Annotated in this window: 20 protein-coding genes, 1 tRNA gene, 1 other RNA gene and 1 pseudogene; 14 read left to right on the forward strand and 9 right to left on the reverse strand. The window is 55.9% G+C overall.

Annotated features, from left to right (window positions below; all coding sequences use genetic code 11):
- Positions 1-92 precede the first annotated feature (92 nt).
- From ACSEMK_RS11255 to ACSEMK_RS11270, 4 genes are all read right to left on the reverse strand, one after another.
- Entirely contained in the window at positions 93-1,028 is a 936-nt protein-coding gene (locus ACSEMK_RS11255; protein ID WP_271032724.1) for a sugar kinase, read from the reverse strand.
- Between the two features lie 3 nt (positions 1,029-1,031).
- The gene (locus tag ACSEMK_RS11260; protein WP_045375376.1) at positions 1,032-1,781 is read right to left on the reverse strand and encodes a sugar phosphate isomerase/epimerase family protein; all 750 of its coding nucleotides are present in this window, start codon (positions 1,779-1,781) and stop codon (positions 1,032-1,034) included.
- 109 nt (positions 1,782-1,890) lie between these two features.
- Complete coding sequence (locus ACSEMK_RS11265; protein ID WP_087858980.1) at positions 1,891-2,907, reverse strand: LacI family DNA-binding transcriptional regulator; 1,017 nt, start codon at positions 2,905-2,907, stop codon at positions 1,891-1,893.
- Between the two features lie 102 nt (positions 2,908-3,009).
- Positions 3,010-3,672 (reverse strand): OmpA family lipoprotein, encoded by a 663-nt coding sequence (locus ACSEMK_RS11270; RefSeq protein ID WP_015369222.1) that lies wholly within the window; start codon positions 3,670-3,672, stop codon positions 3,010-3,012.
- Between the two features lie 168 nt (positions 3,673-3,840).
- Here ACSEMK_RS11270 and ACSEMK_RS11275 point away from each other — a divergent pair, with 168 nt between their 5' ends.
- Complete coding sequence (locus tag ACSEMK_RS11275; protein WP_113374009.1) at positions 3,841-6,171, forward strand: molybdopterin guanine dinucleotide-containing S/N-oxide reductase; 2,331 nt, start codon at positions 3,841-3,843, stop codon at positions 6,169-6,171.
- Here ACSEMK_RS11275 and ACSEMK_RS11280 read toward each other — a convergent pair.
- Together ACSEMK_RS11280 and tag are read right to left on the reverse strand one after the other, a co-directional pair.
- Positions 6,140-6,580, reverse strand: a complete 441-nt coding sequence (locus ACSEMK_RS11280; protein ID WP_042893599.1) for an N-acetyltransferase — start codon at positions 6,578-6,580, stop codon at positions 6,140-6,142. The two genes, ACSEMK_RS11275 and ACSEMK_RS11280, sit on opposite strands and share 32 nt — an antisense overlap.
- Positions 6,564-7,140, reverse strand: a pseudogene (gene tag, locus ACSEMK_RS11285) (DNA-3-methyladenine glycosylase I); the annotation flags it as partial. The pseudogene tag and the gene ACSEMK_RS11280, both read right to left, overlap by 17 nt.
- 258 nt (positions 7,141-7,398) lie before the next feature.
- On the opposite strand from tag, the gene ACSEMK_RS11290 reads away from it, so the two are divergent.
- The 12 genes from ACSEMK_RS11290 (at position 7,399) to ACSEMK_RS11345 (ending at position 18,942) form a co-directional block, all read left to right on the forward strand.
- Positions 7,399-7,983, forward strand: coding sequence for an autotransporter outer membrane beta-barrel domain-containing protein (locus ACSEMK_RS11290; protein WP_162750192.1), 585 nt, complete (start codon positions 7,399-7,401; stop codon positions 7,981-7,983).
- A 240-nt stretch (positions 7,984-8,223) separates the two neighbouring features.
- Positions 8,224-9,429, forward strand: coding sequence for an L-lactate MFS transporter (locus ACSEMK_RS11295; protein WP_020077719.1), 1,206 nt, complete (start codon positions 8,224-8,226; stop codon positions 9,427-9,429).
- Between the two features lie 222 nt (positions 9,430-9,651).
- Complete coding sequence (gene eptB / locus ACSEMK_RS11300) at positions 9,652-11,343, forward strand: kdo(2)-lipid A phosphoethanolamine 7''-transferase (protein WP_087858983.1); 1,692 nt, start codon at positions 9,652-9,654, stop codon at positions 11,341-11,343.
- 91 nt (positions 11,344-11,434) lie between these two features.
- Positions 11,435-11,511 (forward strand) — tRNA-Pro (locus ACSEMK_RS11305).
- A 34-nt stretch (positions 11,512-11,545) separates the two neighbouring features.
- A non-coding RNA gene (locus tag ACSEMK_RS11310) (RtT sRNA) lies at positions 11,546-11,678 on the forward strand.
- A gap of 701 nt (positions 11,679-12,379) precedes the next feature.
- Positions 12,380-13,987: a dipeptide ABC transporter periplasmic-binding protein DppA gene (dppA, locus tag ACSEMK_RS11315; RefSeq protein WP_015369230.1), complete on the forward strand. Its 1,608-nt coding sequence runs from the start codon at positions 12,380-12,382 to the stop codon at positions 13,985-13,987.
- Between the two features lie 133 nt (positions 13,988-14,120).
- Entirely contained in the window at positions 14,121-15,140 is a 1,020-nt protein-coding gene (dppB, locus tag ACSEMK_RS11320; protein ID WP_002921786.1) for a dipeptide ABC transporter permease DppB, read from the forward strand.
- Positions 15,141-15,149: 9 nt separating this feature from the next.
- Entirely contained in the window at positions 15,150-16,052 is a 903-nt protein-coding gene (gene dppC, locus ACSEMK_RS11325) for a dipeptide ABC transporter permease DppC (protein ID WP_020077721.1), read from the forward strand.
- A gap of 10 nt (positions 16,053-16,062) precedes the next feature.
- Positions 16,063-17,046, forward strand: a complete 984-nt coding sequence (gene dppD, locus ACSEMK_RS11330; RefSeq protein WP_015703765.1) for a dipeptide ABC transporter ATP-binding protein — start codon at positions 16,063-16,065, stop codon at positions 17,044-17,046.
- The gene (gene dppF / locus ACSEMK_RS11335; protein ID WP_045386512.1) at positions 17,043-18,056 is read left to right on the forward strand and encodes a dipeptide ABC transporter ATP-binding subunit DppF; all 1,014 of its coding nucleotides are present in this window, start codon (positions 17,043-17,045) and stop codon (positions 18,054-18,056) included. Before dppD ends, dppF begins: the two co-directional genes overlap by 4 nt.
- Positions 18,057-18,355: 299 nt before the next feature.
- Positions 18,356-18,463 (forward strand): type I toxin-antitoxin system toxin Ldr family protein, encoded by a 108-nt coding sequence (locus ACSEMK_RS11340; RefSeq protein WP_015703763.1) that lies wholly within the window; start codon positions 18,356-18,358, stop codon positions 18,461-18,463.
- 371 nt (positions 18,464-18,834) lie between these two features.
- Entirely contained in the window at positions 18,835-18,942 is a 108-nt protein-coding gene (locus ACSEMK_RS11345; RefSeq protein WP_015703763.1) for a type I toxin-antitoxin system toxin Ldr family protein, read from the forward strand.
- 82 nt (positions 18,943-19,024) lie between these two features.
- On the opposite strand, the gene bcsG is transcribed toward ACSEMK_RS11345, so the two are convergent.
- The 3 genes from bcsG to bcsE are packed head-to-tail and all read right to left on the reverse strand — an operon-like array spanning position 19,025 to position 22,451.
- The gene (gene bcsG / locus ACSEMK_RS11350; protein ID WP_411325330.1) at positions 19,025-20,704 is read right to left on the reverse strand and encodes a cellulose biosynthesis protein BcsG; all 1,680 of its coding nucleotides are present in this window, start codon (positions 20,702-20,704) and stop codon (positions 19,025-19,027) included.
- Positions 20,701-20,898, reverse strand: a complete 198-nt coding sequence (gene bcsF / locus ACSEMK_RS11355; protein WP_015369235.1) for a cellulose biosynthesis protein BcsF — start codon at positions 20,896-20,898, stop codon at positions 20,701-20,703. Before bcsF ends, bcsG begins: the two co-directional genes overlap by 4 nt.
- On the reverse strand, positions 20,895-22,451 hold the full coding sequence (gene bcsE / locus ACSEMK_RS11360; RefSeq protein ID WP_430914912.1) for a cellulose biosynthesis protein BcsE: 1,557 nt from the start codon (positions 22,449-22,451) through the stop codon (positions 20,895-20,897). The genes bcsF and bcsE overlap by 4 nt, the downstream gene beginning before the upstream one ends.
- 168 nt (positions 22,452-22,619) lie before the next feature.
- Between bcsE and bcsR the strand changes: the two genes are divergently transcribed.
- Entirely contained in the window at positions 22,620-22,808 is a 189-nt protein-coding gene (gene bcsR / locus ACSEMK_RS11365; protein ID WP_015369237.1) for a cellulose biosynthesis protein BcsR, read from the forward strand.
- Positions 22,809-22,813 lie beyond the last annotated feature (5 nt).

A 22,813-nucleotide genomic window follows, 5' to 3' on the forward strand; every position in this document is an offset into this window, starting at 1 on the left:
CTCTGTCAATGAGGTGACATACGCCCGCCGGGACGGGCGCTGCTGTGCCGCGCTGCATGTAGGGTACAGGACGGCTGTTTTAGGTGAAAAGTTTATTCGCCCAGCGTTTCGCGGGTGGGCAGCCCTTCGCTATCGCCCTGTACCTGAATGGCCAGCGAGCCAATTTTGTTACCGCGGTTCACGGCTTGCGTCAGCGTTTTGCCTTCCAGCAGCGCGCTGATCACCCCGACGGCAAAGCCATCGCCCGCGCCGACGGTGTCCACCACGTTATCGACTTTAATCGCGGCGATGGCGCCCTGTTCGCCGTCGGCGGTCTTGAACCATGCGCCGTCGCAGCCGGTTTTAATCACCACCGCCTTAACGCCGCGCGACAGATAGAAATCAGCGATACCTTCCGGCGTCTGTTGGCCGGTAAGAATCACGCCCTCTTTTAAGCCTGGCAAAACCCAATCAGCCTGGAAGGCGAGGCGGTTCAGTTTCTCCACCATCTCGGCTTCGCTTTTCCACAGTACCGGGCGCAGGTTTGGGTCAAAAGAGAGGGTTTTCCCTTCGGCTTTCATCACCCTGGCCGCATGTTCCAGCAATGCATACGAGCTATCGGACAGCGCGGCGGCGACGCCGCTTAAGTGCAAATGGCGGGCGCTGGTGAAGTAATCGGCGCGGAAATCTTCCGTCGACAGATGGCTGGCAGCCGATCCTTTACGGAAATATTCCACGATGGGATCGGTTCCATTTTCGACTTTAGATTTCATCTGGAAGCCGGTAGCGTAGCGCTCGTCAACGGCTACGCCGCGCGCGTCAATACCTTCTTTGGCCAGCGAATTCAGCACGAAGCGGCCAAAGCTATCGTTGCCGACGCGGCTTACCCAGCCCACCTTCAGCCCCAGGCGCGCCAGGCCGGTCGCCACGTTCAGTTCAGCGCCGGCGACGCGTTTGATAAAGCGTTCGACTTCCTCCAGTTCGCCGGTTTCGGTGGCGACAAACATCGCCATGGCTTCGCCAATGGTAATGACATCTAAGTTTTCCATGGCTTAATCCTCGCGTAACAGATCAACGTAATGGCGGGTGACGGCGGTCAGATCGTCACCGACCAGCGGGAATTCAATACCGCGCGGCGCGTCGGCGGGCAGGTTATCGAGCAGCGCCAGCCAGCGAGCGTCCGCCTGGTCCGGTGGGACGGCGCGATACTTCTCATGATGAGGCTCCGCCGCCTTCACATGAATATAGCTGACTGCAGGGGCGAGGTAGCGCGCGGCTTCTTCCGGCGAATCGCCGACCCACAGCCAGTTCCCCATGTCGAAAGTCAGCGTCACCGGCATCTGATGGACCCGGCAGGCGGCTTTGAAACGCTGCATCGGCGCCAGTTGGCCGCAATCGGTCTGGTCATTTTCCACCACCAGCGCCATGCCGCTGGCGCTCAGAATGTCGCGCAGCGTCTCCAGCTGTTGGTTATGGATGAAATGACCGAGGGAGAGCTTCAGCCACAGAGCGTTGAGGGTTTGCGCTTCCTCAAGTAACGAGGGGAGATGGGGATTGAGCTCGCCGTTGTCGGCGAACAGCGCTTGCGGCGCGGAGTAGCAGGCCAGCAGCCCCTGTTTTTCAATGTCGGCCGCCAGCGTTGGCAACTGCTTCAGTTCCGCCGCGCTGAACAGCTCGCGGCGAATTTCCACGCCATCGGCGCCGGAACCGGCGATAAAGGGTAATACGGCGGACTGCCCGCCAAGCGCTTTAACGTGGTCGTTGCCATAAGCGGCGGTGACGACAATGATTTTTCTGGCCATTGAACAAACTCCTGGCGTGGTGGGGCTTAACTCCCTATTACGCTAGATGGTACCGGTTCCAAAGAAAAGGCCAGGATGTTTAATTTATGATCGTCATCACGATGAATCGTTAACGAGACGTTGATCCCCGGACGATAAGTTCGCCGGAGAAGACCCGCTCGCAGATGGGGTCGCTGCCGCCTTCGATACGTCTGACGACCTGTTCGACCGCGGCATAGCCAATCTGCCAGGTTGGCTGTTTGAGGGTGGTGATACCGACGCCCGCCAGCTCCGCCCATTCCAGCTCATCGAAGCCCAGCAGGCCGATATCGCTGCCCCAGATGAGATCAACGCGCTTCAGTGAACGGGCGACCTGTAACGTCAGGGCGCCATTGGCGGAAATCACCGCTTTGCGCATTCCGCGGTGGCGGGCGTGGAACTGACGCAGGACGTTATCCATCATGGCGCCGTCGTTGAGCGGGACCTCGGCGTTTTCCGCCACTATTCCGGTATGGCGCTGCAGGGTCGCGCGAAAGGCGTCCAGGCGCTCGCGGCGGGTGTTTACGGAGCCTATCGGCTCGCTTAAAAACAACAGCGCTTCGAAACCCTTTTCCACCAGATGCTCGGTGGCGGTGGTGGCGGCCTGAGTGTTATCCAACCCCACGACATCACAGGCGAAATCGGGGATTTTACGGTCGATAAGCACCATCGGCAGCGAGGATTGCTGCAGGCGGTTGAGGCCTTCTTCGCGCATGCCGACCGCATTAACCACAATCCCTTCAACCTGATAGCTGCGTAGGAGGTCGAGATAGTGAAGCTCCTGATCGATTTCGTTGTTGGTATTACACACCAGCAAGGTGAAGCCTTTTTCGCGGCAGGCGGCTTCAATCCCGCTTAACACGTTCACGGAGTAAGGGTTGGTGATATCGGCGATGATCAGGCCAATCAGGCGGGTACGACCATGTTTTAGGCCACGGGCCATCAGGCTGGGACGGTAGTTGAGCTCGGCAATCGCTTTCTCAATCCGCGCCAGCAGATCGTCGGAAAGCAGATGCTTTTCGCCGTTGAGATAGCGTGAAATGCTGGTTTTACCGGTTTTCGCGGCTTTCGCCACGTCGCTGATGGTTGCTCGCGCCGCTTTCGCCATGATGGCTTCCTTTGCTGAAAATCTGCCAACACCTTAGCGCGAAAAATAGCGATATCAAGCATTTTGCCCGGCAGGAAGGCTGCCGGGCCGGAAACAAGAGGATTACTGCAGCGGGCTGAGGGTAATTTCCACGCGACGGTTCTGCGCTTTGCCTTCCGCCGTGCTGTTGCTGGCGATCGGGTTCGCCGGGCCCATGCCGGTGGTGCGAATACGGTTGGCCGCCACGCCCTGAGTGATGAGCGCGCTGGCGACGCTATCGGCACGCTGTTGCGACAGACGCATGTTCAGATCGTTGCTGCCGGTGCTATCGGTGTAGCCGACGACGTTAACGGCGGTTTTCTCGTACTCTTTCAACACCATCGCGACGCCGGTCAGGGTGTTGGCGCCTGCAGGTTTCAGGTTGGCGCTGCTGCTGTCAAAAGTGACGTTATTCGGCATGTTAAGCACGATGTTGTCGCCATTTCGCGTCACGCTGACGCCGGTTCCCTGCATTTTTTCGCGCAGTTTCGCTTCCTGCACGTCCATGTAGTAACCGATGCCGCCGCCGAGCGCCGCGCCTGCTGCTGCGCCAATCAGCGCGCCTTTGCCGCGGTCATGCTTGGAAGAGGAGAGCGCGCCGACGCCTGCGCCCACTAAGGAGCCGATACCCGCGCCGATGCCGGATTTTCCCGCTTCGCGTTCGCCGGTATAAGGGTTGGTAGTACAACCAGAAATAGCCAGTGTGCCGCTAACGATAGCAGCAATCATGAGTACGCGTTTTTTCATCTTATTTCCTTAATCCTTTTTATTCTTTGCCACCGCAAGCGTGACGGTTGATTATGACGTCCGAATACGGAGAAAATTCCCCGCAGGGTATCTCTTTTTGTAAGTAACATTGAACGGTTGACTAACAAACCGTCACAACACCTGCATTCGCTGACCCAGGAGCCTGCTTTGCCAACCTCATCTGCAACTAAAACCATCTTAACCGCGGCCCACTGGGGGCCAATGCTGGTGGAGACGGATGGTGAAAATGTGATTTCGTCCCGCGGCGCGCTGGACACCCCCTTCGCCAACTCGCTGCAAACGGCGGTGCGCGAACAGGTGCACAGTAAAACTCGCGTTCGCTATCCGATGGTGCGAAAGGGCTTTCTTGCTTCGCCACAACAGCCGCAGGGCGTACGCGGCCAGGATGAATTCGTGCGGGTAAGCTGGGAGCAGGCGCTTGACCTGATTGATGCTCAGCATCGACGGATCCGCGAAAGCTTCGGCCCGCAGTCGATTTTCGCCGGTTCCTATGGCTGGCGTTCTAACGGCGTGTTGCATAAGGCGGCAACCCTGCTGCAGCGCTATATGAGTCTTGCCGGGGGCTATACCGGACACCTCGGCGATTATTCAACCGGCGCGGCGCAGGCGATCATGCCTTATGTGGTAGGCGGTAATGAAGTTTATCAACAGCAAACCAGCTGGCCGCTTATTCTGGAGCACAGCGAGGTGGTGGTACTGTGGAGCGCCAATCCGCTGAATACGCTGAAAATTGCCTGGAACGCCTCGGATGAACAAGGGGTCCCCTGGTTTGACCGCCTGCGCCAGAGCGGCAAACGGCTGATCTGCATCGATCCTATGCGATCGGAAAGCGTTGATTTCTTTGGCGAATCAATGGAGTGGATCGCGCCGCATATGGGCACTGACGTCGCGTTGATGCTGGGGATCGCCCATACCCTGGTAGAGCATGGCTGGCAGGACGATGAATTCCTCGCCCGCTGTACCAGCGGTTATGACATTTTCGCCCGCTATTTGAGTGGTGAAAGCGATGGCATCGCCAAAACCGCCGAATGGGCGGCGGCAATCTGCGGCGTACCGGCGGATAAAATCCGTGAACTGGCGAAACTTTTCCACGAAAACACCACCATGCTGATGTCCGGCTGGGGCATGCAGCGCCAGCAATTCGGCGAGCAAAAACACTGGATGCTGGTGACGCTGGCGGCGATGCTGGGGCAGATTGGCACGCCAGGCGGCGGTTTTGGGCTTTCTTACCACTTTGCCAACGGCGGCAACCCGACGCGCCGCGCCGCGGTGCTGGCTTCCATGCAGGGCAGCGTAGCGGGCGGCGTAGACGCGGTGGAAAAAATCCCGGTCGCCCGTATCGTTGAGGCGCTGGAAAACCCAGGGGCAAGCTATCAGCACAACGGGATGACGCGGCGCTTTCCCGACATCCGCTTTATCTGGTGGGCGGGCGGCGCCAACTTTACCCATCATCAAGATACCAACCGCCTGATTCAGGCCTGGCAGAAGCCGGAGCTGATTGTGATTTCCGAATGTTTCTGGACCGCCGCCGCGCGCCATGCCGATATCGTCTTACCGGCGACCACTTCGTTTGAGCGCAACGATCTGACCATGACCGGGGACTACAGCAATCAGCATCTGGTGCCGATGAAGCGGGTGGTCGCGCCACGCGATGAAGCGCGCGACGATTTTGATGTCTTTGCGGATCTGAGCGAACGCTGGGAGGCGGGCGGCCGCGAACGCTTCACCGAAGGAAAAAACGATTTGCAATGGCTGGAGAGCTTCTACCAGATTGCCGCCCAGCGCGGGGCGCAGCAGCAGGTGACGCTGCCGCCGTTTGCCGAATTCTGGCAGGCTAACCAGCTAATTGAAATGCCGGAAAACCCGGATAACGCCCGTTTCTCTCGTTTCGCGGCATTCCGCGCAGACCCGCAGGCTAACCCGTTAAAAACCGCGAGCGGGAAAATTGAAATTCACTCGCCGACCATTGCCGGCTTTGGCTATGCCGATTGTCCGCCGCACCCGATGTGGCTCGAACCTGATGAGTGGCACGGCAACGCCGAGGAAGGTCAGCTACAGGTGCTTTCCGCCCATCCGGCGCACCGCCTGCATAGCCAGTTGAACCAGACCTCGCTGCGCGAAAGGTATGCGGTGGCCGGGCGTGAGCCGCTGACTATCCATCCGCTGGACGCGCAGGCGCGCAATATCACCGACGGCGATCTGGTGCGGGTGTGGAATTCACGTGGTCAGGTACTGGCCGGCGCGGTGGTCACGGAAGGTATTCGTCCGGGGGTGATTTGCCTGCATGAAGGCGCATGGCCGGATATCGACCCCGATGCCGGAATATGCAAAAACGGTGCGGTGAACGTGCTGACGAAAGATATTCCGACCTCGCGTCTGGGCAACGGTTGCGCCGGGAATACGGCGCTGGCATGGCTGGAAAAATATGATGGGCCCGCGCTGGCGCTCAGCGCATTTGATCCGCCGGCCAATGCATAATCCAGGTTGGGTGCTGGGTGTCGTCCTGCCATGCGCAGTCTTCTATTCGGAAGCCCTGCGCGTGGTAGAAATTCACCGCCCGCACGTTTTTCTGATAAACCTCCAGGCTTAGCCAGTCGTAGTGCTGCTTGACCTCATCAAGCAGCGCGCGGCCGATACCGTGGCGGATCGCTTGCGGGGCGACGAAAAGCGCCCCGACGAAGCGCGAATCCATCACGCTGACAAACCCTTTCAGCGCGTCATTCTCCTGCCACACCCAAGTGGCGGCGGCGGGGAGATAGACATCACGCACGACTTCCAGACTCTCCCGCCAGTAGCTTTCGGCAATAAACGGATGCGCATAAATGGTGCTTTCCAGCCACAACTCGAGCAGCGGGCCGGTCTCTGTGGCATCCCATTTTTGGATCATGCTGGTCTCCCTGGGTGGCAAAAGCAGCCTGTCACGTGATCGTTGACTAACCCGCAGGCCTGCATAAACGAATAACAGATGGTGGAGCCGACAAACTTAAAGCCGCGCTTTTTCAGCGCCTTAGATAGGGCATCAGAGGCTGGTGTGGTGGTGGGGATTTCGGCGAGCGTCGCGGCATGGGTAATTTGCGGCTGGTTCTCGACAAATGACCAGACGAAATCGCTGAATGCTTCGCCGTTGGCTTCCATGGCGAGAAACGCCCGCGCATTGCCGATGATGGCCTGGATCTTTCCCCGATGGCGGATGATGCCCGCATCCTGTAGCAGGCGCTCGACGTCTGCTTCATCCATGGCCGCTACGCGAACTGGGTCGAACTGGTGAAAGGCCTGACGATAGTTTTCCCGTTTTTTCAGTACGGTTATCCACGAAAGCCCCGCCTGCTGGCCTTCGAGGCAGATCATTTCAAACAGCTTTTGCGGCGTTCTCTCGGCGACTCCCCATTCGTTATCGTGATACTGGATATAAAGAGGATCCTGGCTTACCCATCCGCAACGTTGCATGTTTCTCTCCCTTTCGTCAGAAAACTTTTTCATCCGCCTTGACGGCTGAAAGATAAAGATAATAGTTAATACAGGGAAACCACTTCCCATCAACTCCTTATACTTCAAGTTGCGTAGAAGTGGGCGGCAGCTCGAATTATTTTGAGTATAAAAACACAGCAACATTGCCGATTCGGCTCTTTTGGAGTCGCATTAATGATAATAAAGAAATGCAATGGCCTCCGGGGTGGGTTGATCCCGGCGTGCATCACTATCTGGGTGTCGTGTGTTTCAGGCGCTAATGCCTGGCAACAGGAATATATCGCTAACGATACAAAAAGTAATACGTCCGAACGCTATACATGGGATAGCGATCACCAACCGCGTTATGAAGACATTCTTGCCGAGCGTATGAGAGCGTCAGAAGCGCCCGCCGGACTGGCATTGAATCAGGCGCTGGCGCCGCCGGATTTGGGGCACGGCATGAGCGTGGGATGGAACTATTCACTGGCCAGCGGCGTGACCTCCGGGCCGGTCGCCAGCTTGCGTAGCGATCTCAACCCGCCGCCAGCGACGCGTCGCGCGGGCGAAAGTATTTACGTCAACACGCTCGGCTGGCGTATGGATTATCAGCAGCTGTGGGGCGTGCATCCATGGGCGCAGGTGAGCTATAACCAGTCTATCTCTATCGATAACAATGCGTCGATTAGCCGCGGCAAAGACGGTAGCTGGGGCGATGTGACGCTGGGCGCCGATATGCCGCTTGGTTCTCATCTGGCGGCATGGGCCACACTTTCGCAGGCGGATAATGTGCCGTCGGGTGAAAACACGCTATATCTGATGGGCGTCAGCGCCAATTTCTAACCTGTTTTGTTACGCATTTGAAACTCAGTCGTTACTGTTAAATCTCAGTAACGGCGCGTTTCTGTGAGATAGCGCACACTAACTTTTTAGGTAAAATTTAGGGAATGAATGTTTTGCAATGTCATTCATTCCGCCATAAATGCATTTCATTCCTCGTTGATGGCAGTTCATGCCGTTTTCCCCCACCGGATTTGGGGATTTGGTTATTGTGGCGGCAGTTAATCCTTCAGGACATCTGCTATGAACGCTGCAAACACTCAATATACCCGTTGGCTCACGCTGATTGGCACGATCATTACGCAATTCGCACTGGGATCGGTTTATACATGGAGTTTGTTTAATAGTTCTCTGGCCAGCAAACTGGACGAGCCAGTAAGCCAGGTGGCATTTTCCTTCGGCCTGTTAAGTCTTGGGCTGGCGTTATCCTCTTCCGTTGCCGGTAAATTGCAGGAACGCTTTGGCGTGAAACGCGTCACCATGGCATCCGGTATCCTGCTTGGCGTCGGGTTTTTCCTCACGGCCCATGCCAACAGCCTGATGATGCTGTGGCTGAGCGCCGGCCTGCTGGTCGGTCTGGCGGACGGCGCGGGCTATCTGCTGACGTTGTCGAACTGCGTGAAGTGGTTCCCGGAACGTAAGGGTCTGATTTCCGCCTTCTCGATTGGCGCTTATGGCCTTGGCAGCCTCGGTTTTAAATTTATCGATAGCCACCTGTTGGCGACGGTCGGGCTGGAAAAAACCTTTGTTATCTGGGGCGCTATCGTACTGGTGATGATCGTCTTTGGCGCCACCCTGATGAAAGATGCGCCGAATCATCCCGCGACAACCACCGCTAACGGCGTCGTCGAAAATGATTTCACCCTCGCTGAATCCATGCGTAAACCGCAGTACTGGATGCTGGCGGTGATGTTCCTGACGGCCTGCATGAGCGGACTGTATGTGATTGGCGTAGCAAAAGATATCGCCCAGGGTATGGTGCACCTCGATGTGGCGACGGCGGCGAATGCGGTTACCGTGATTTCTATCGCCAACCTGAGCGGCCGCCTGGTGCTGGGCATCCTGTCTGATAAGATCTCCCGTATCCGCGTGATTACCATCGGTCAGGTGGTCTCCCTGGTCGGTATGGCGGCCCTGCTGTTCGCGCCGCTAAATGCGATGACCTTCTTTGCAGCGATTGCCTGTGTGGCCTTTAACTTCGGCGGCACCATTACCGTCTTCCCTTCGCTGGTAAGCGAGTTCTTTGGCCTCAATAACCTGGCGAAAAACTACGGTGTGATTTATCTCGGCTTCGGTATCGGTAGTATTTGCGGTTCGCTGATTGCCTCCGTGTTCGGCGGCTTCTATGTCACCTTCTGTGTCATCTTCGCTCTGCTGATTTTGTCACTGGCGCTTTCCACCACAATTCGCCAGCCGAAAAGCGAAATTTACCACCAGGCGCACGCCTGATAGCGTCACCTTTCCTAAGCTAATAATGCCTTGCCAGCCAGATATTTTGTAAATATCTGGCTGAATCACATTCCTCGCGGATACTTTTGCCATTTGCTGTGGTCTACTTAGCGCGCTTTGTAGAGGTTTCCGATAACCAACCCAGACGCACTTAATTAATCTTCCTGTTTATATCGTTTTAATCAGGGCGGTTTTATCTCTTCGTTTCCCAGGTTTGCTTGCATGAAATACATTAAAACGATGTCACAGCAGAAGCTGAGTTTTTGGCTTGCGCTGTACATCGGCTGGTTTATGAACGCCGCGGTGTTTTTCCGTCGTTTCGATGGTTACGCTCAAGAGTTTACCGTCTGGAAAGGGTTGTCCGGAGTGGTGGAACTGGTGGCGACGGTGCTGGTCACCTTCTTCCTGCTGCGTCTGCTCTCGTTATTTGGTCGCCGGGTCTGGCGCATCTTAGCTACGCTGGTGGTGTTGTTTTCCGCTGGGGCAAGTTATTACATGACTTTCCTTAATGTGGTCATTGGCTACGGCATAATCGCTTCGGTGATGACCACCGATATTGACCTGTCGAAAGAGGTTATCGGCTGGCATCTGATCCTGTGGCTGGCCGCGGTTAGCGTTTTGCCGCTCCTTCTTATCTGGAGCAACCGCTGCCGTAAGACGCTGCTGCAACAGGTCAAAACGCCGGGTCAGCGGGTGAAAAATATCCTGATAGTCGTGCTGGCCGGGCTGATGGTCTGGGGGCCGATTCGCCTGCTTGAGCTACGTCAGCATGATATCGAGCGTAACTCTGAAGTCGATATGCCAAGCTACGGCGGCGTCATTGCCAACTCGTATCTGCCTTCGAACTGGCTGTCGGCGCTTGGGCTGTACGCCTGGGCGCAGGTGGATGAATCGTCTGATAATAAGTCGCTGATTAACCCAGCGAAAAAATTTACCTATGTGGCGCCGCAGGATCTTGATGATACTTACGTGGTGTTTATTATCGGCGAGACCACCCGCTGGGATCATATGGGTATTCTCGGCTATAACCGTAATACCACGCCGAAGCTGGCGCAGGAGAAGAATCTTGTCGCCTTCCGCGGCACCTCTTGCGATACCGCCACCAAGTTATCGTTGCGCTGTATGTTCGTACGCGAGGGCGGGGCGGATGATAATCCGCAACGGACGCTGAAAGAGCAGAATGTGTTTGCCGTACTGCATCAGCTGGGCTTTGCAGGCGACCTGTACGCCATGCAGAGTGAGATGTGGTTCTACAGCAATACGATGGCCAACAATATCGCCTATCGCGAGCAGATCGGCGCCGAGCCGCGCAATCGCGGCAAGAACGTGGATGATATGCTGCTGGTCGATGAAATGAAGCGCGGCATGGAGCAAAATCCTGATGGCAAGCGCTTGATTATCCTGCATACCAAGGGATCGCACTTTAACTACACCCAGCGTTATCCGCGCAGCTTCGCGCAATGGAAACCGGAGTGTATCGGCGTGGACAGCAAATGCTCGAAGGCCGAGTTGATTAACTCCTACGATAACAGCGTCACCTACGTGGATCACTTTATCGTCAGCGTGCTGGACCAACTGCGGGATAAAAAGGCTATCGTGTTCTACGCCGCCGATCACGGCGAGTCGATTAATGAACACGAACATCTGCACGGTACGCCGCGCATGATGGCGCCGCCGGAGCAGTTCCGCGTGCCGATGATGGTCTGGATGTCGGATAAATATCTGGCGAACCCGGACCATGCCGCCTCCTTTGCGCGTCTCAAGCAGCAGGCGGCGACGAAGGCTCCGCACCGTCACGTTGAGCTGTATGACACCATTATGGGTTGTCTTGGTTATACCTCGCCGGATGGCGGGATTAATGAAAACAACAATTGGTGTCGCGTACCGGCTTCGAAGAAAGCGGCGAAGGAATAGCAGTAGTGGCGAGATTCTCGCCGCTTGATTGATTTTTTGCTAATAAGGCATTGACGGGGGTGCATCCCAGCAGTAAGATGCGCCCCGCATTCGGTGATTGGCGCAGCCTGGTAGCGCACTTCGTTCGGGACGAAGGGGTCGGAGGTTCGAATCCTCTATCACCGACCAAATTCGAAAAGCCTGCTCAATGAGCAGGCTTTTTTGCATCTGCGGCCCGAAGAGGATGAGAACCTCCGGGGGCAGAGGTTCGACTCGAGCGTAGCGAGAGAACGTTGCGTCAGCAACGGCCCGTAGGGCGAGCCACGAAGTGGCGAGTCATCCTCTATCACCGACCAAATTCGAAAAGCCTGCTCAACGAGCAGGCTTTTTTGCATCTGCGGCCCGAAGAGGATGAGAACCTCCGGGGGCAAAGGTTCGACTCGATCGCAGCCCGGTAGCCCGGCTCAGCGCAGCGCAAGCCGGGGCGAAAACCCCGCCAGAGTCACAAAAATCGCATCTCCCCAGGTATCTCGCCAGCTATTCGCTATTTTGTGACATCTTCCATTGCATTTTTTTATCGATGAACAGATCTTTTTTCGCGAAGCTTATGGCTAACTACAGCATTTTCCGCTGTGCGTTTTAACGTTCGCGCTATTAATCGCTCACATAATGGTCACACGGGAAGAAATTTTCACCATTTTTAAGAATTGTTTATCACCAGATGTTGCAAACTATTAAGGGCTTTATTCTGGTTTATTGCCGGTAGCATAAATTTCTCTGCTGAAAATAGCGCCATCAAGTTTTTTTAATCTTTGCCCACCGATTCTCACCCCTGACGCAAAACCCGGTTAGCTGTATTGACGTTTCTCCATTCTGTTGACAGATTGTACGGCATGAGGGGCATTTCATGGAGAATCCGTACTGCAACTCAGTCGTTTTAGCGAACGGAATCCCCATCTCTCTCAACGCCTTCGGGCACCACCGACCAGACCGGGTAAAAAATAAATAAAGGTCTGGCGGCTATATGCAAACAACATCACAGTTTTGGAGCAGAATAATGAGTATTTCCTTGAAAAAGTCAGGGATGCTGAAGCTTGGTCTGAGCCTGGTCGCCATGACCGTCGCCGCAAGCGTACAAGCTAAAACCCTGGTTTATTGTTCTGAAGGTTCGCCGGAAGGCTTTAACCCACAGCTATTCACCTCTGGTACCACCTATGACGCCAGCTCGGTGCCTATTTACAACCGCCTGGTTGAATTCAAAACCGGTACGACAGAAGTTATTCCTGGCCTGGCTGAGAAGTGGGATGTCAGCGAGGACGGTAAAACCTATACCTTCCACCTGCGTAAAGGCGTGAAGTGGCAGGATAATAAAGACTTTAAACCAACGCGCGAGCTGAATGCCGACGACGTGGTGTTCTCCTTCGACCGCCAGAAAAATGACAAAAACCCGTACCATAAAGTCTCAGGCGGCAGCTATGAGTACTTCGAAGGGATGGGCCTGCAGGACCTGATTAGCGAAGTGAAGAAAGTGGACGATAATACCGTCCAGTTCGTGCTGACTCGCCCGGAAGCGCCGTTCCTTGCTGACCTGGCGATGGACTTTGCTTCTATCCTGTCGAAAGAGTATGCCGACAATATGCTGAAAGCCGGCACGCCGGAAAAAGTAGACCTTAACCCAATCGGTACCGGTCCATTCCAACTGCTGCAGTACCAAAAAGACTCGCGCATTCTGTATAAAGCCTTCCCGGGCTACTGGGGCACCAAGCCGCAGATCGATCGCCTGGTCTTCTCCATCACTCCCGACGCTTCCGTACGCTACGCCAAGCTGCAGAAAAACGAATGCCAGGTGATGCCGTATCCGAACCCGGCTGACATCGCGCGCATGAAGGAAGATAAAAACATCAACCTGCTGGAACAGCCGGGTCTGAACGTGGGTTATCTCTCCTTCAACACCGAGAAAAAACCGCTGGATAACGTCAAAGTTCGCCAGGCGCTGACCTATGCGGTGAACAAAGAAGCGATCATCAAAGCCGTTTACCAGGGCGCAGGCCAGTCGGCGAAGAACCTGATCCCGCCGACCATGTGGGGCTATAACGATGACGTTAAAGACTATACCTACGATCCTGAGAAGGCGAAGCAACTGCTGAAAGAAGCAGGCATGGAAAAAGGCTTCACCATTGACCTGTGGGCAATGCCGGTACAGCGTCCGTATAACCCGAACGCGCGCCGTATGGCTGAAATGATCCAGGCCGACTGGGCGAAAGTTGGCGTACAGGCCAAGATCGTCACCTACGAGTGGGGCGAGTACCTGAAACGCGCGAAAGCGGGCGAGCATCAGACCGTGATGATGGGCTGGACCGGCGACAACGGGGATCCGGATAACTTCTTCGCGACCCTGTTCAGCTGCGCTGCGGCGAAAGACGGCTCTAACTACTCTCGCTGGTGCTATAAGCCGTTTGAAGACCTCATTCAACCGGCGCGCGCCACCGACGACCACAACAAGCGTATTGAACTGTACAAACAGGCTCAGGTAGTGATGCATGACCAGGCTCCGGCGCTGATCATCGCCCACTCCACCGTTTACGAGCCAGTGCGTAAAGAAGTCAAAGGCTATGTGGTTGATCCGCTTGGCAAACACCACTTCGATAACGTCTCTGTCGAATAATAAGCACGATGCCTGACCCCCTCTCCCCGCGCGGGAGAGGCGGGGGGCGTATTCCCGCTATTCGGGGAATACTTTTGTGAGCAATACAGACGCCTTGTCACCAGGCCTGGCGTCACTATAGAGAAACCGGGTTATGTTGCAGTTTATTCTCCGACGTTTGGGACTCGTCATCCCGACATTTATCGGTATTACCCTTCTCACCTTTGCTTTCGTTCATATGATCCCCGGCGATCCGGTGATGATTATGGCGGGCGAACGTGGTATTTCCCCCGAACGTCACGCGCAGCTGCTGGCCGAAATGGGCCTTGATAAGCCGCTGTGGCAGCAATATGCCCATTATATTTGGGGCGTACTGCACGGTGATTTAGGGATCTCGCTGAAAAGCCGAATTCCCGTGTGGCAAGAGTTTGTGCCTCGCTTCAAGGCCACCCTCGAACTGGGCGTCTGCGCGATGATTTTCGCCGTCGCGGTCGGTATTCCGGTGGGCGTGCTGGCTGCGGTAAAACGCGGCTCCATCTTTGACCACACCGCCGTGGGCCTGGCGCTGACTGGCTACTCGATGCCTATCTTCTGGTGGGGCATGATGCTGATTATGCTGGTTTCGGTACAGCTGAACCTGACGCCGGTCTCCGGGCGTATCAGTGATACGGTATTCCTTGACGATACCCTGCCGCTGACCGGTTTTATGCTGATTGACACCGCTATCTGGGGCGAGCAGGGCGACTTTATCGATGCCTTAATGCATATGATCCTACCCGCCATCGTGCTGGGCACGATTCCGCTGGCGGTGATCGTGCGTATGACCCGATCGTCGATGCTGGAAGTGCTGGGCGAGGATTACATCCGTACCGCTCGCGCCAAGGGGCTGACCCGCATGCGGGTGATTGTCATCCATGCGCTACGCAACGCGATGTTGCCGGTAGTGACGGTGATTGGTCTGCAGGTGGGCACGCTGCTGGCGGGCGCCATTCTGACCGAAACCATTTTTTCGTGGCCAGGTTTAGGCCGCTGGCTCATCGATGCGCTACAGCGCCGCGATTATCCCGTTGTGCAGGGCGGGGTTCTGCTGGTGGCGACGATGATTATTCTCGTCAACCTGCTGGTCGACCTGCTGTATGGCGTGGTGAACCCGCGTATCCGGCATAAGAAGTAAGGGGCCATCATGTCACAAATTACAGAAAATAAAGTTGTCGCCGCACCGGTGCCAATGACCCCGCTGCAGGAGTTCTGGCACTATTTCAAACGCAATAAGGGTGCCGTCGTCGGGTTGGTGTATGTGGCGGTGATGATTATCATCGCGGTATTCGCCAACTTTCTCGCCCCTTATAACCCGGCGGATCAGTTCCGTGATTCGCTGCTGGCGCCGCCGTTCTGGCAGGATGGCGGCAGCCTGGCGCATCTGCTAGGCACCGATGATGTGGGTCGCGATATTCTCTCGCGCCTGATGTACGGCGCGCGCCTGTCGCTGCTGGTGGGCTGTCTGGTGGTGGTGCTGTCGCTGATCCTCGGCGTGGTGCTGGGGCTGGTTGCTGGCTATTTCGGCGGGGTGGTGGACTCCATCATCATGCGTGTGGTCGATATCATGCTGGCGCTGCCGAGCTTGCTGCTGGCGTTGGTGCTGGTGGCTATCTTCGGACCATCAATCGTCAATGCTTCGCTGGCGCTCACCTTCGTCGCCCTACCGCACTATGTGCGTCTGACGCGTGCGGCGGTGCTGGTGGAAGTGCACCGCGATTACGTTACCGCTTCACGCGTGGCGGGCGCCGGCGCAATGCGCCAGATGTTCGTTAATATTCTCCCTAACTGTCTTGCGCCGCTGATTGTTCAGGCGTCGCTGGGCTTTTCTAACGCCATTCTCGACATGGCAGCGCTGGGGTTCCTCGGCATGGGCGCGCAGCCGCCGACGCCTGAGTGGGGCACCATGCTCTCCGACGTGTTGCAGTTCGCGCAAAGCGCCTGGTGGGTGGTGACCTTCCCGGGTGTGGCGATCCTGCTGACGGTGCTGGCATTTAACCTGATGGGTGACGGTCTGCGTGACGCGCTCGATCCCAAACTGAAGCAGTAAGAGGTTCGAGATGGCGTTATTAAATGTAGATAAGTTATCGGTGCATTTCGGCGATGAGAATGCGCCGTTCCGCGCCGTAGACCGCATCAGCTATAGCGTGAAGCAGGGTGAAGTAGTTGGCATCGTGGGTGAATCGGGTTCCGGTAAGTCGGTGAGCTCGCTGGCGATTATGGGGCTGATTGATTACCCCGGCCGGGTGATGGCGGACAAACTGGAATTTAACGGCCGCGATTTGCAGCGTATTTCGGAAAAAGAGCGGCGCCAGCTGGTGGGGGCGGAAGTGGCGATGATCTTCCAGGATCCGATGACCAGCCTCAACCCGTGCTTTACCGTCGGCTACCAGATTATGGAAGCGATTAAGGTCCATCAGGGCGGCAATAAGCAAACCCGCCGCCAGCGGGCGATCGATCTGCTGAACCTGGTGGGTATTCCTGACCCGGCGTCGCGGCTGGACGTTTATCCGCACCAGCTTTCGGGTGGGATGAGCCAGCGCGTGATGATCGCGATGGCGATCGCCTGCCGGCCAAAGCTACTGATTGCCGATGAACCGACCACCGCGCTGGATGTGACCATCCAGGCGCAGATTATCGAACTGCTGCTGGAGTTGCAGCAGCAAGAGAATATGGCGTTGGTGCTGATTACCCACGATCTGGCGCTCGTAGCGGAAGCCGCGCATAAAATTATCGTCATGTACGCGGGTCAGGTGGTGGAGACCGGCGATGCGAAAGATATCTTCCGCGCGCCGCGTCATCCTTACACCCAAGCGCTGCTGCGCGCGCTGCCGGAGTTTGCCCAGGATAAAGCGCGTCTGGCGTCGTTACCGGGCGTGGTGCCGGGGAAATACGATCGTCCGAATGGTTGCCTGCTGAACCCGCGCTGCCCCTATGCAACGGATAAATGCCGGAGCGAAGAGCCCGCGCTCGCGGATCTCGACGGCGGCCGTCAGTCTAAATGCCACTACCCACTCGATGATGCCGGGAGGCCTGGATTATGAGTACGCAAAAGGTCGCCACGCAACAACCGCTGTTGCAGGCCATTGATCTGAAAAAACACTATCCGGTAAAGAAGGGGCTGTTTGCTCCGGAACGGCTGGTGAAAGCGCTGGACGGCGTCTCCTTTACTCTTGAGCGCGGTAAAACGCTGGCAGTGGTGGGGGAATCAGGCTGCGGCAAATCGACGCTGGGTCGTTTGCTGACGATGATTGAAATTCCGACCGGCGGCGAGCTGTATTATCAAGGGCAGGATCTGCTTAAGCACGACCCGCAGGCGCAAAAGCTGCGGCGGCAAAAAATCCAGATTGTGTTCCAGAACCCGTATGGCTCGCTGAACCCACGTAAAAAAGTGGGGCAGATTCTGGAAGAGCCGCTGTTGATTAACAGCAGTCTGAGCAAAGAGCAGCGACGTGAAAAGGCGCTGGCGATGATGGCGAAGGTGGGCCTCAAAACGGAGCATTACGATCGCTACCCGCATATGTTCTCCGGCGGTCAGCGTCAGCGTATCGCTATTGCCCGCGGGCTGATGCTGGATCCGGATGTGGTGATTGCCGATGAGCCGGTTTCCGCGCTGGATGTTTCGGTACGTGCGCAGGTGCTGAACCTGATGATGGACCTGCAGCAGGATTTAGGTTTGTCCTACGTGTTTATCTCCCACGACTTATCGGTCGTTGAGCACATCGCTGATGAAGTTATGGTGATGTATCTTGGCCGCTGCGTGGAGAAGGGGACCAAAGACCAGATCTTTAATAACCCACGTCATCCGTATACCCAGGCACTATTGTCGGCGACGCCGCGTCTGAACCCGGACGATCGTCGCGAGCGTATCAAGCTGACCGGCGAACTGCCGAGCCCGCTGAATCCGCCGCCGGGCTGCGCCTTCAATGCGCGCTGCCGCCGACGCTTTGGCCCATGCACCCAGCTTCAGCCGCAGCTAAAGGATTACGGCGGCCAACTGGTGGCCTGCTTTGCCGTTGATCAGGATGAGAATCCGGAGAAAGCGCGAGCGTGATGGTAGGCGGGTTGTCGCGTGATGAATTCTGCGGGGGTGGGCTGGAATGCGCCTCGCAGATTGCCGAAGGGCGTGGTGAAGGCGATGACACGGAGCAGTAGAATCGACGCCAAGCCGGGTTCACCCGGTGAGGCGCAATGTTGCGGGGGCTTGAACCCCGGCGGCATAGATAAGTTGCTGGAAAGAGAAAACCCTCGCACGTTGCTGGTGTTAACCAGGCAACTGAACGAGGGCTATCGACAACTCCAGACAAGTTAAAGATAGCCGCGAACGGTTGCCATTGCAATACAGGCGGCTCTATGACGCTCACACAGTTAGGTCTTATCTTATGGGACGATCTGGCGGCGCCGATAATCGCTGGCATTGTGGTCAGCATTATCGTCAGCTGGATGCATAACCAGAAGTGACGGACCGGCGGGCGTGAGTCTGCTGCGTTGGCAATTTGCGCCCGAACAGGCCGCAGGAATTCTCCTGCGGCCTTTTTCGTTTTGCCAGGCTGCACGCAGAATGTGGTTGGTTGCTGGAATGCGCCTCGCAGATTGCCGAAGGGCGTGGTGAAGGCGATGACACGGAGCAGTAGAATCGACGCCAAGCCGGGTTCGCCCGGTGAGGCGCAATGTTGCGGGGGCTTGAACCCCGGCGGCATAGATAAGTTGCTGGAAAGAGAAAACCCTCGCACGTTGCTGGTGTTAACCAGGCAACTGAACGAGGGCTATCACTAACTCCAAGCAAGTTAAAGATAGCCGCGAACGATTGCCATTGCAATACAGGCGGCTCTATGACGCTCACACAGTTAGGTCTGATCTTATGGGACGATCTGGCGGCGCCGATAATCGCTGGCATCGTGGTCAGCATTATCGTCAGCTGGATGCATAACCAGAAGTGACGGACCGGCGGGCGTGAGTCTGCTGCGTTGGCAATTTGCGCCCGAACAGGCCGCAGGAATTCTCCTGCGGCCTTTTTCGTATTTACTGCGGATACGGTACCCAACTGCCGCCGTTGAGCTGCACGTAAGGTTTGCCTTGATACTGAATGACAATAGCGTTGGAGTTTTCCGATACCGCAGCGGTCTGCGGCAGGTTAGCGGTGTATTGCTGCCAGTTGACGTTATCCTCGGTAAACATCTTACCGTCGAGGGCGCGTACCACCAGTTCAGAAACTGCGAGGTAGCTGGAAGGCTGAGTGATTTCCACCGCGGCGCCCTGATGCGGCGCCTTCATGCCGAAGAATTTCACCGCCGCCGGCACGTTAGTGATCGACGGGCTTGGAATATCGCGCAGCCCGGAGACCTGCATTTTATCACCCTTCAGCGCGCCGCCGTGTTCTGGTACCACCACCACCATCACTTTACGCCCGGATTTTTCCAGCGCGGTGAAGAAGGCATCCAGCTCATCAAAGAATTTCTGCGCGCGGGCCTTATAGTCGGCCGTTTTGCTTTGGCCGGGATAATGGTTGCCATCGTGCAGCGGCAGCGTGTTGTAGAAGGTCGCGGTACGTGGCGTGTTGAGCTTTTCTGTGGTTTGTAGCCAGCGATCGAGCGTTGCCCGATCGTCATAAACCGGCGATCCGTCGAAGCCCTGGAGAATAACCGGTAAACCACTCTGATCCATTAATGGACTCTGCATACCGCCGAGCGAGCGAACCTCTTTGAGGAAGTCGCCGAATACGCCGTTATGTCCCAGCATCAGCTGTTGGGTAAAGCCGAGTTTGGCCAGATTTTCGAACAGATAGCACTCGTTGCCCGACGGCTGATACAGGTTGTTATGTGATAGCTGGCCGCAGCTGGCGCGCAGCAGGCGAACCGCTGCCGGGCCGCTGTAGGAGGTGGCGGAGTTGAAGTTTTTGAAGACGATATCGAAATGTTTCCACAGTGGATGGTCCATCAACCCGGCAGCCTCAATGTCTGACCATGACAGGGAACAGATATTGATTACCAGCAGATCGAACGGCTGCGCATCACCAGGAAGCTGATCCGGGAACGGCGTTTTTCTTTTCTGTTCAGAAGCATAGAAAGTTTTCAGCCAGTTGCTAAGGTTAGCCGAGGTGGGCGGTTCGGTCTGCGGCGGGATATCGCCGCTGGCGTCAGCGCTGGCGGATGCCGCGGCTGTTGTCGTTCCACCAGTCGTTGCCGCGGGCGTGGCCGCAGCGGTGGTCGGCTGGCCGGAGGGCCACAGAGTAAAGGAGGGCAGCAGCGGGCTGATAACCAGCCAGACCATGATCGCCGAAACAAACACGGTAACGCGCAGCCACTGGCTGATGAATAGCCACAGCACCAGCAGCACAAAGAAGGCGCCGACCATATTCCAGTTAATAAAGCGGGTGATCAGGTCCCAGATGTAATCGGCGCTGAAACCGGCGATTTGCGAGCCCTGGCTCATAATGCTTTCCGGACCGGGTAACCAGGTATCATGCCAGAACAGGGCAAAGCCGAGCGGAATCGCTATCCAGTGGCGTATCCGGTGCAGTTTTTCGCTGGGGATCGGCACCAGCAGAAAGGCGAGGAACACCAGGTTAAGCATTGGATGGAAGTTCAGGTATCCCGCCCACAGCAGGGCAAACTTCACGAGAAAATAGAAGTTCCAGCCAGACAGGCCGCGCCAGTACTGCCATAGCGGAAGCGGCGTAGCGGTAGTTTTTGTTTTGGTCATTTTTTCAGTTTGCCCTGCCTGGTCGCGTTATCCCGGCGCAGCACGCCGGCCGGTTTCACGTAACGGGGTTTAAAGAACATCAAACGTAAAGTCGTGCGAATACGGCGCTGATAATGGCGCGTTAGATACCCCAGCGGAAAAAACAGCAGGGCGCACAGTACAATCAGCTGAATGATATCGGCGATAGACATCATGACCGCGGTTCTCCGTCGGTGGAGAGGCGCCAGGGTTCCGGGATTCGCCGCCACTGGCGACCATCGTGCTTAACGTTAAGGGCTTCGTTTTTGCCCACCGTAATTGGCAGCGGCGTGTTCCAGTTGTCCGGGGAGAGTCCCCGCATCAACAGTATTTCCGCAGAAATTTGCTTGTCTTCGAACCAAATCATACGGTTAGAGAAAATGTCTCCAGTCGGTAATGGGAAGATATGGTTTAACGCCGTGTCCAGATCGTTTACCCGGCAAAACGATAAAAACAGCACTAATCGATTATTACCGATCGTCACGATATCGCCCATGCGGTTGGGTTTACACAGGGTTAACGCCTGTTCGACACGTAGTCCCGGCGCGGGGCGCAGCGCTACCATCACCCCTTTACTATCCGGCGGCAGCAGCGTGTTGCCCATGATATTGCTGACCGCTTCGCAGAAGGCGTCCCACTTTTGATAGCCGCGAAGTTTAAGCGGCCGGCTCCAGGTTAGCAGCGTGTTGAAGTCTTCCGGAACGTGGCGAGTAAACTTCTGCTTTTGCACGCTTTCAATCAGCGTCAGGCAGCGTGAAAGCCCGGCGCTGCAGGGGATCACCATGTTGGCGCCGCTGCTTAGCAGCAAGCGTTCATCGGTGGCGCGCAGGCTTGGCGTTTGTTCGCGTACCACGATTTTTAAGGCGCTGCCGCGCTGGCGGCGCAGGATATGGATATAGCGGCCGAGCTGCTCTATTTGTTCGTTCTGGGTGATGGAAAATAGCAGGGTGGCCGCTTGCGCGGTACGACCGGCTTCAAAGACCGCATCATTGGTTTCGAACAGCGTCCAATACTCGGAAAGCGCAGGCGCCCCTTCCAGCACGCGCAAATTACTGAGGACGATTTTTTCGTCGCTGCGTGGCTGTACCACAGCTTCTTCGTTCTGCGCCAGCCGCCAACCCTCATCATCGTGTAAAATAACCAGTTGCTGCTGTGCGCTAATACCTTTCTCGCTTCCCCACCACGCGATATCAAATAGATGGCTGTCGCCCTGATAACGAATGCTTGCCAGCCCGGAAAGGGCGCGGTACTGGCGTAATAATGGAGAAAGTTGTTTATCGGTATCGTTAGCCGAATTAAGTACCATAAGAGAGCAGTTATGGTATTTGGTCCATCGATTAGATTTTTCTACCCAATGGAGTAATTCATCTATTTTTATATTTTGCCAGGAATTTTCTGTACATAGCAGAATAAATAAATAGTTGCCAGGTTCCATAGAGCAAAGTATGTCGCGGTGCAGCTCCTGCAGGCCTTCCGGGCGATCGGGCATAGTGAATAATGCGATTTTGTTGGGACCGTGATCTTTTTTTAATGATATGACTTCATTAGGTTTTTTACCCATCACTATGGCCGCGACCTTGCTGTCCTGCGCCTGGCTTTCCAGCGTTTGATTCAGCAGGCTGACGGCGTCGGCATAGCGGTCGACATTAAGCCACCATACCCCGCCAACGGGCATATGGCATACTTCGTCCCATAACGATGAAATACCCAACGTATATACAATATCCACGATGTCCCTCGCGCGCCCTATTTACAATGATTAGTTTACTAGCGAAAGCGTGAGAGTAAACCTAACATTGAAATTAAAGGACATCAGTTTTAGCATGTACACGTAATTTTAGGGATGAGCGGTTTACACTTCCTGGTTTTATAATGTGTTTTTCGAATGGACAGAGAAATGCCGGAAAAAGATCCTGCGGTACCTGGCGATGCGACGCTGGGATATACCTTCCAAAATGATTTCCTGGCATTAAGCCGGGCATTTTCCCTGCCGGATATTGATTACCACGACATTTCCCGACGCGAACAGCTCGCTGCGGCGTTGCAACGCTGGCCGCTGTTGGCCGAATTAGCTGAGAAAAAGTAAGGAAG

The sequence above is a fragment of the Klebsiella sp. K-3 genome (assembly GCF_051207495.1).
Taxonomy (GTDB): Bacteria; Pseudomonadota; Gammaproteobacteria; order Enterobacterales; family Enterobacteriaceae; genus Klebsiella; species Klebsiella aerogenes.

Excerpts from the sequence above, each read along its gene's own strand:
- ACSEMK_RS11255 (WP_271032724.1), bottom strand. The coding sequence starts at position 1,028 with ATGGAAAACTTAGATGTCATTACCATTGGCGAAGCCATGGCGATGTTT.
- ACSEMK_RS11260 (WP_045375376.1), bottom strand. The coding sequence starts at position 1,781 with ATGGCCAGAAAAATCATTGTCGTCACCGCCGCTTATGGCAACGACCAC.
- ACSEMK_RS11265 (WP_087858980.1), bottom strand. The coding sequence starts at position 2,907 with ATGGCGAAAGCGGCGCGAGCAACCATCAGCGACGTGGCGAAAGCCGCG.
- ACSEMK_RS11270 (WP_015369222.1), bottom strand. The coding sequence starts at position 3,672 with ATGAAAAAACGCGTACTCATGATTGCTGCTATCGTTAGCGGCACACTG.
- ACSEMK_RS11280 (WP_042893599.1), bottom strand. The coding sequence starts at position 6,580 with ATGATCCAAAAATGGGATGCCACAGAGACCGGCCCGCTGCTCGAGTTG.
- ACSEMK_RS11295 (WP_020077719.1), top strand. The coding sequence starts at position 8,224 with ATGAACGCTGCAAACACTCAATATACCCGTTGGCTCACGCTGATTGGC.
- eptB (WP_087858983.1), top strand. The coding sequence starts at position 9,652 with ATGAAATACATTAAAACGATGTCACAGCAGAAGCTGAGTTTTTGGCTT.
- dppA (WP_015369230.1), top strand. The coding sequence starts at position 12,380 with ATGAGTATTTCCTTGAAAAAGTCAGGGATGCTGAAGCTTGGTCTGAGC.
- dppB (WP_002921786.1), top strand. The coding sequence starts at position 14,121 with ATGTTGCAGTTTATTCTCCGACGTTTGGGACTCGTCATCCCGACATTT.
- dppC (WP_020077721.1), top strand. The coding sequence starts at position 15,150 with ATGTCACAAATTACAGAAAATAAAGTTGTCGCCGCACCGGTGCCAATG.
- dppD (WP_015703765.1), top strand. The coding sequence starts at position 16,063 with ATGGCGTTATTAAATGTAGATAAGTTATCGGTGCATTTCGGCGATGAG.
- dppF (WP_045386512.1), top strand. The coding sequence starts at position 17,043 with ATGAGTACGCAAAAGGTCGCCACGCAACAACCGCTGTTGCAGGCCATT.
- ACSEMK_RS11340 (WP_015703763.1), top strand. The coding sequence starts at position 18,356 with ATGACGCTCACACAGTTAGGTCTTATCTTATGGGACGATCTGGCGGCG.
- ACSEMK_RS11345 (WP_015703763.1), top strand. The coding sequence starts at position 18,835 with ATGACGCTCACACAGTTAGGTCTGATCTTATGGGACGATCTGGCGGCG.
- bcsG (WP_411325330.1), bottom strand. The coding sequence starts at position 20,704 with ATGACCAAAACAAAAACTACCGCTACGCCGCTTCCGCTATGGCAGTAC.
- bcsF (WP_015369235.1), bottom strand. The coding sequence starts at position 20,898 with ATGATGTCTATCGCCGATATCATTCAGCTGATTGTACTGTGCGCCCTG.
- bcsR (WP_015369237.1), top strand. The coding sequence starts at position 22,620 with ATGCCGGAAAAAGATCCTGCGGTACCTGGCGATGCGACGCTGGGATAT.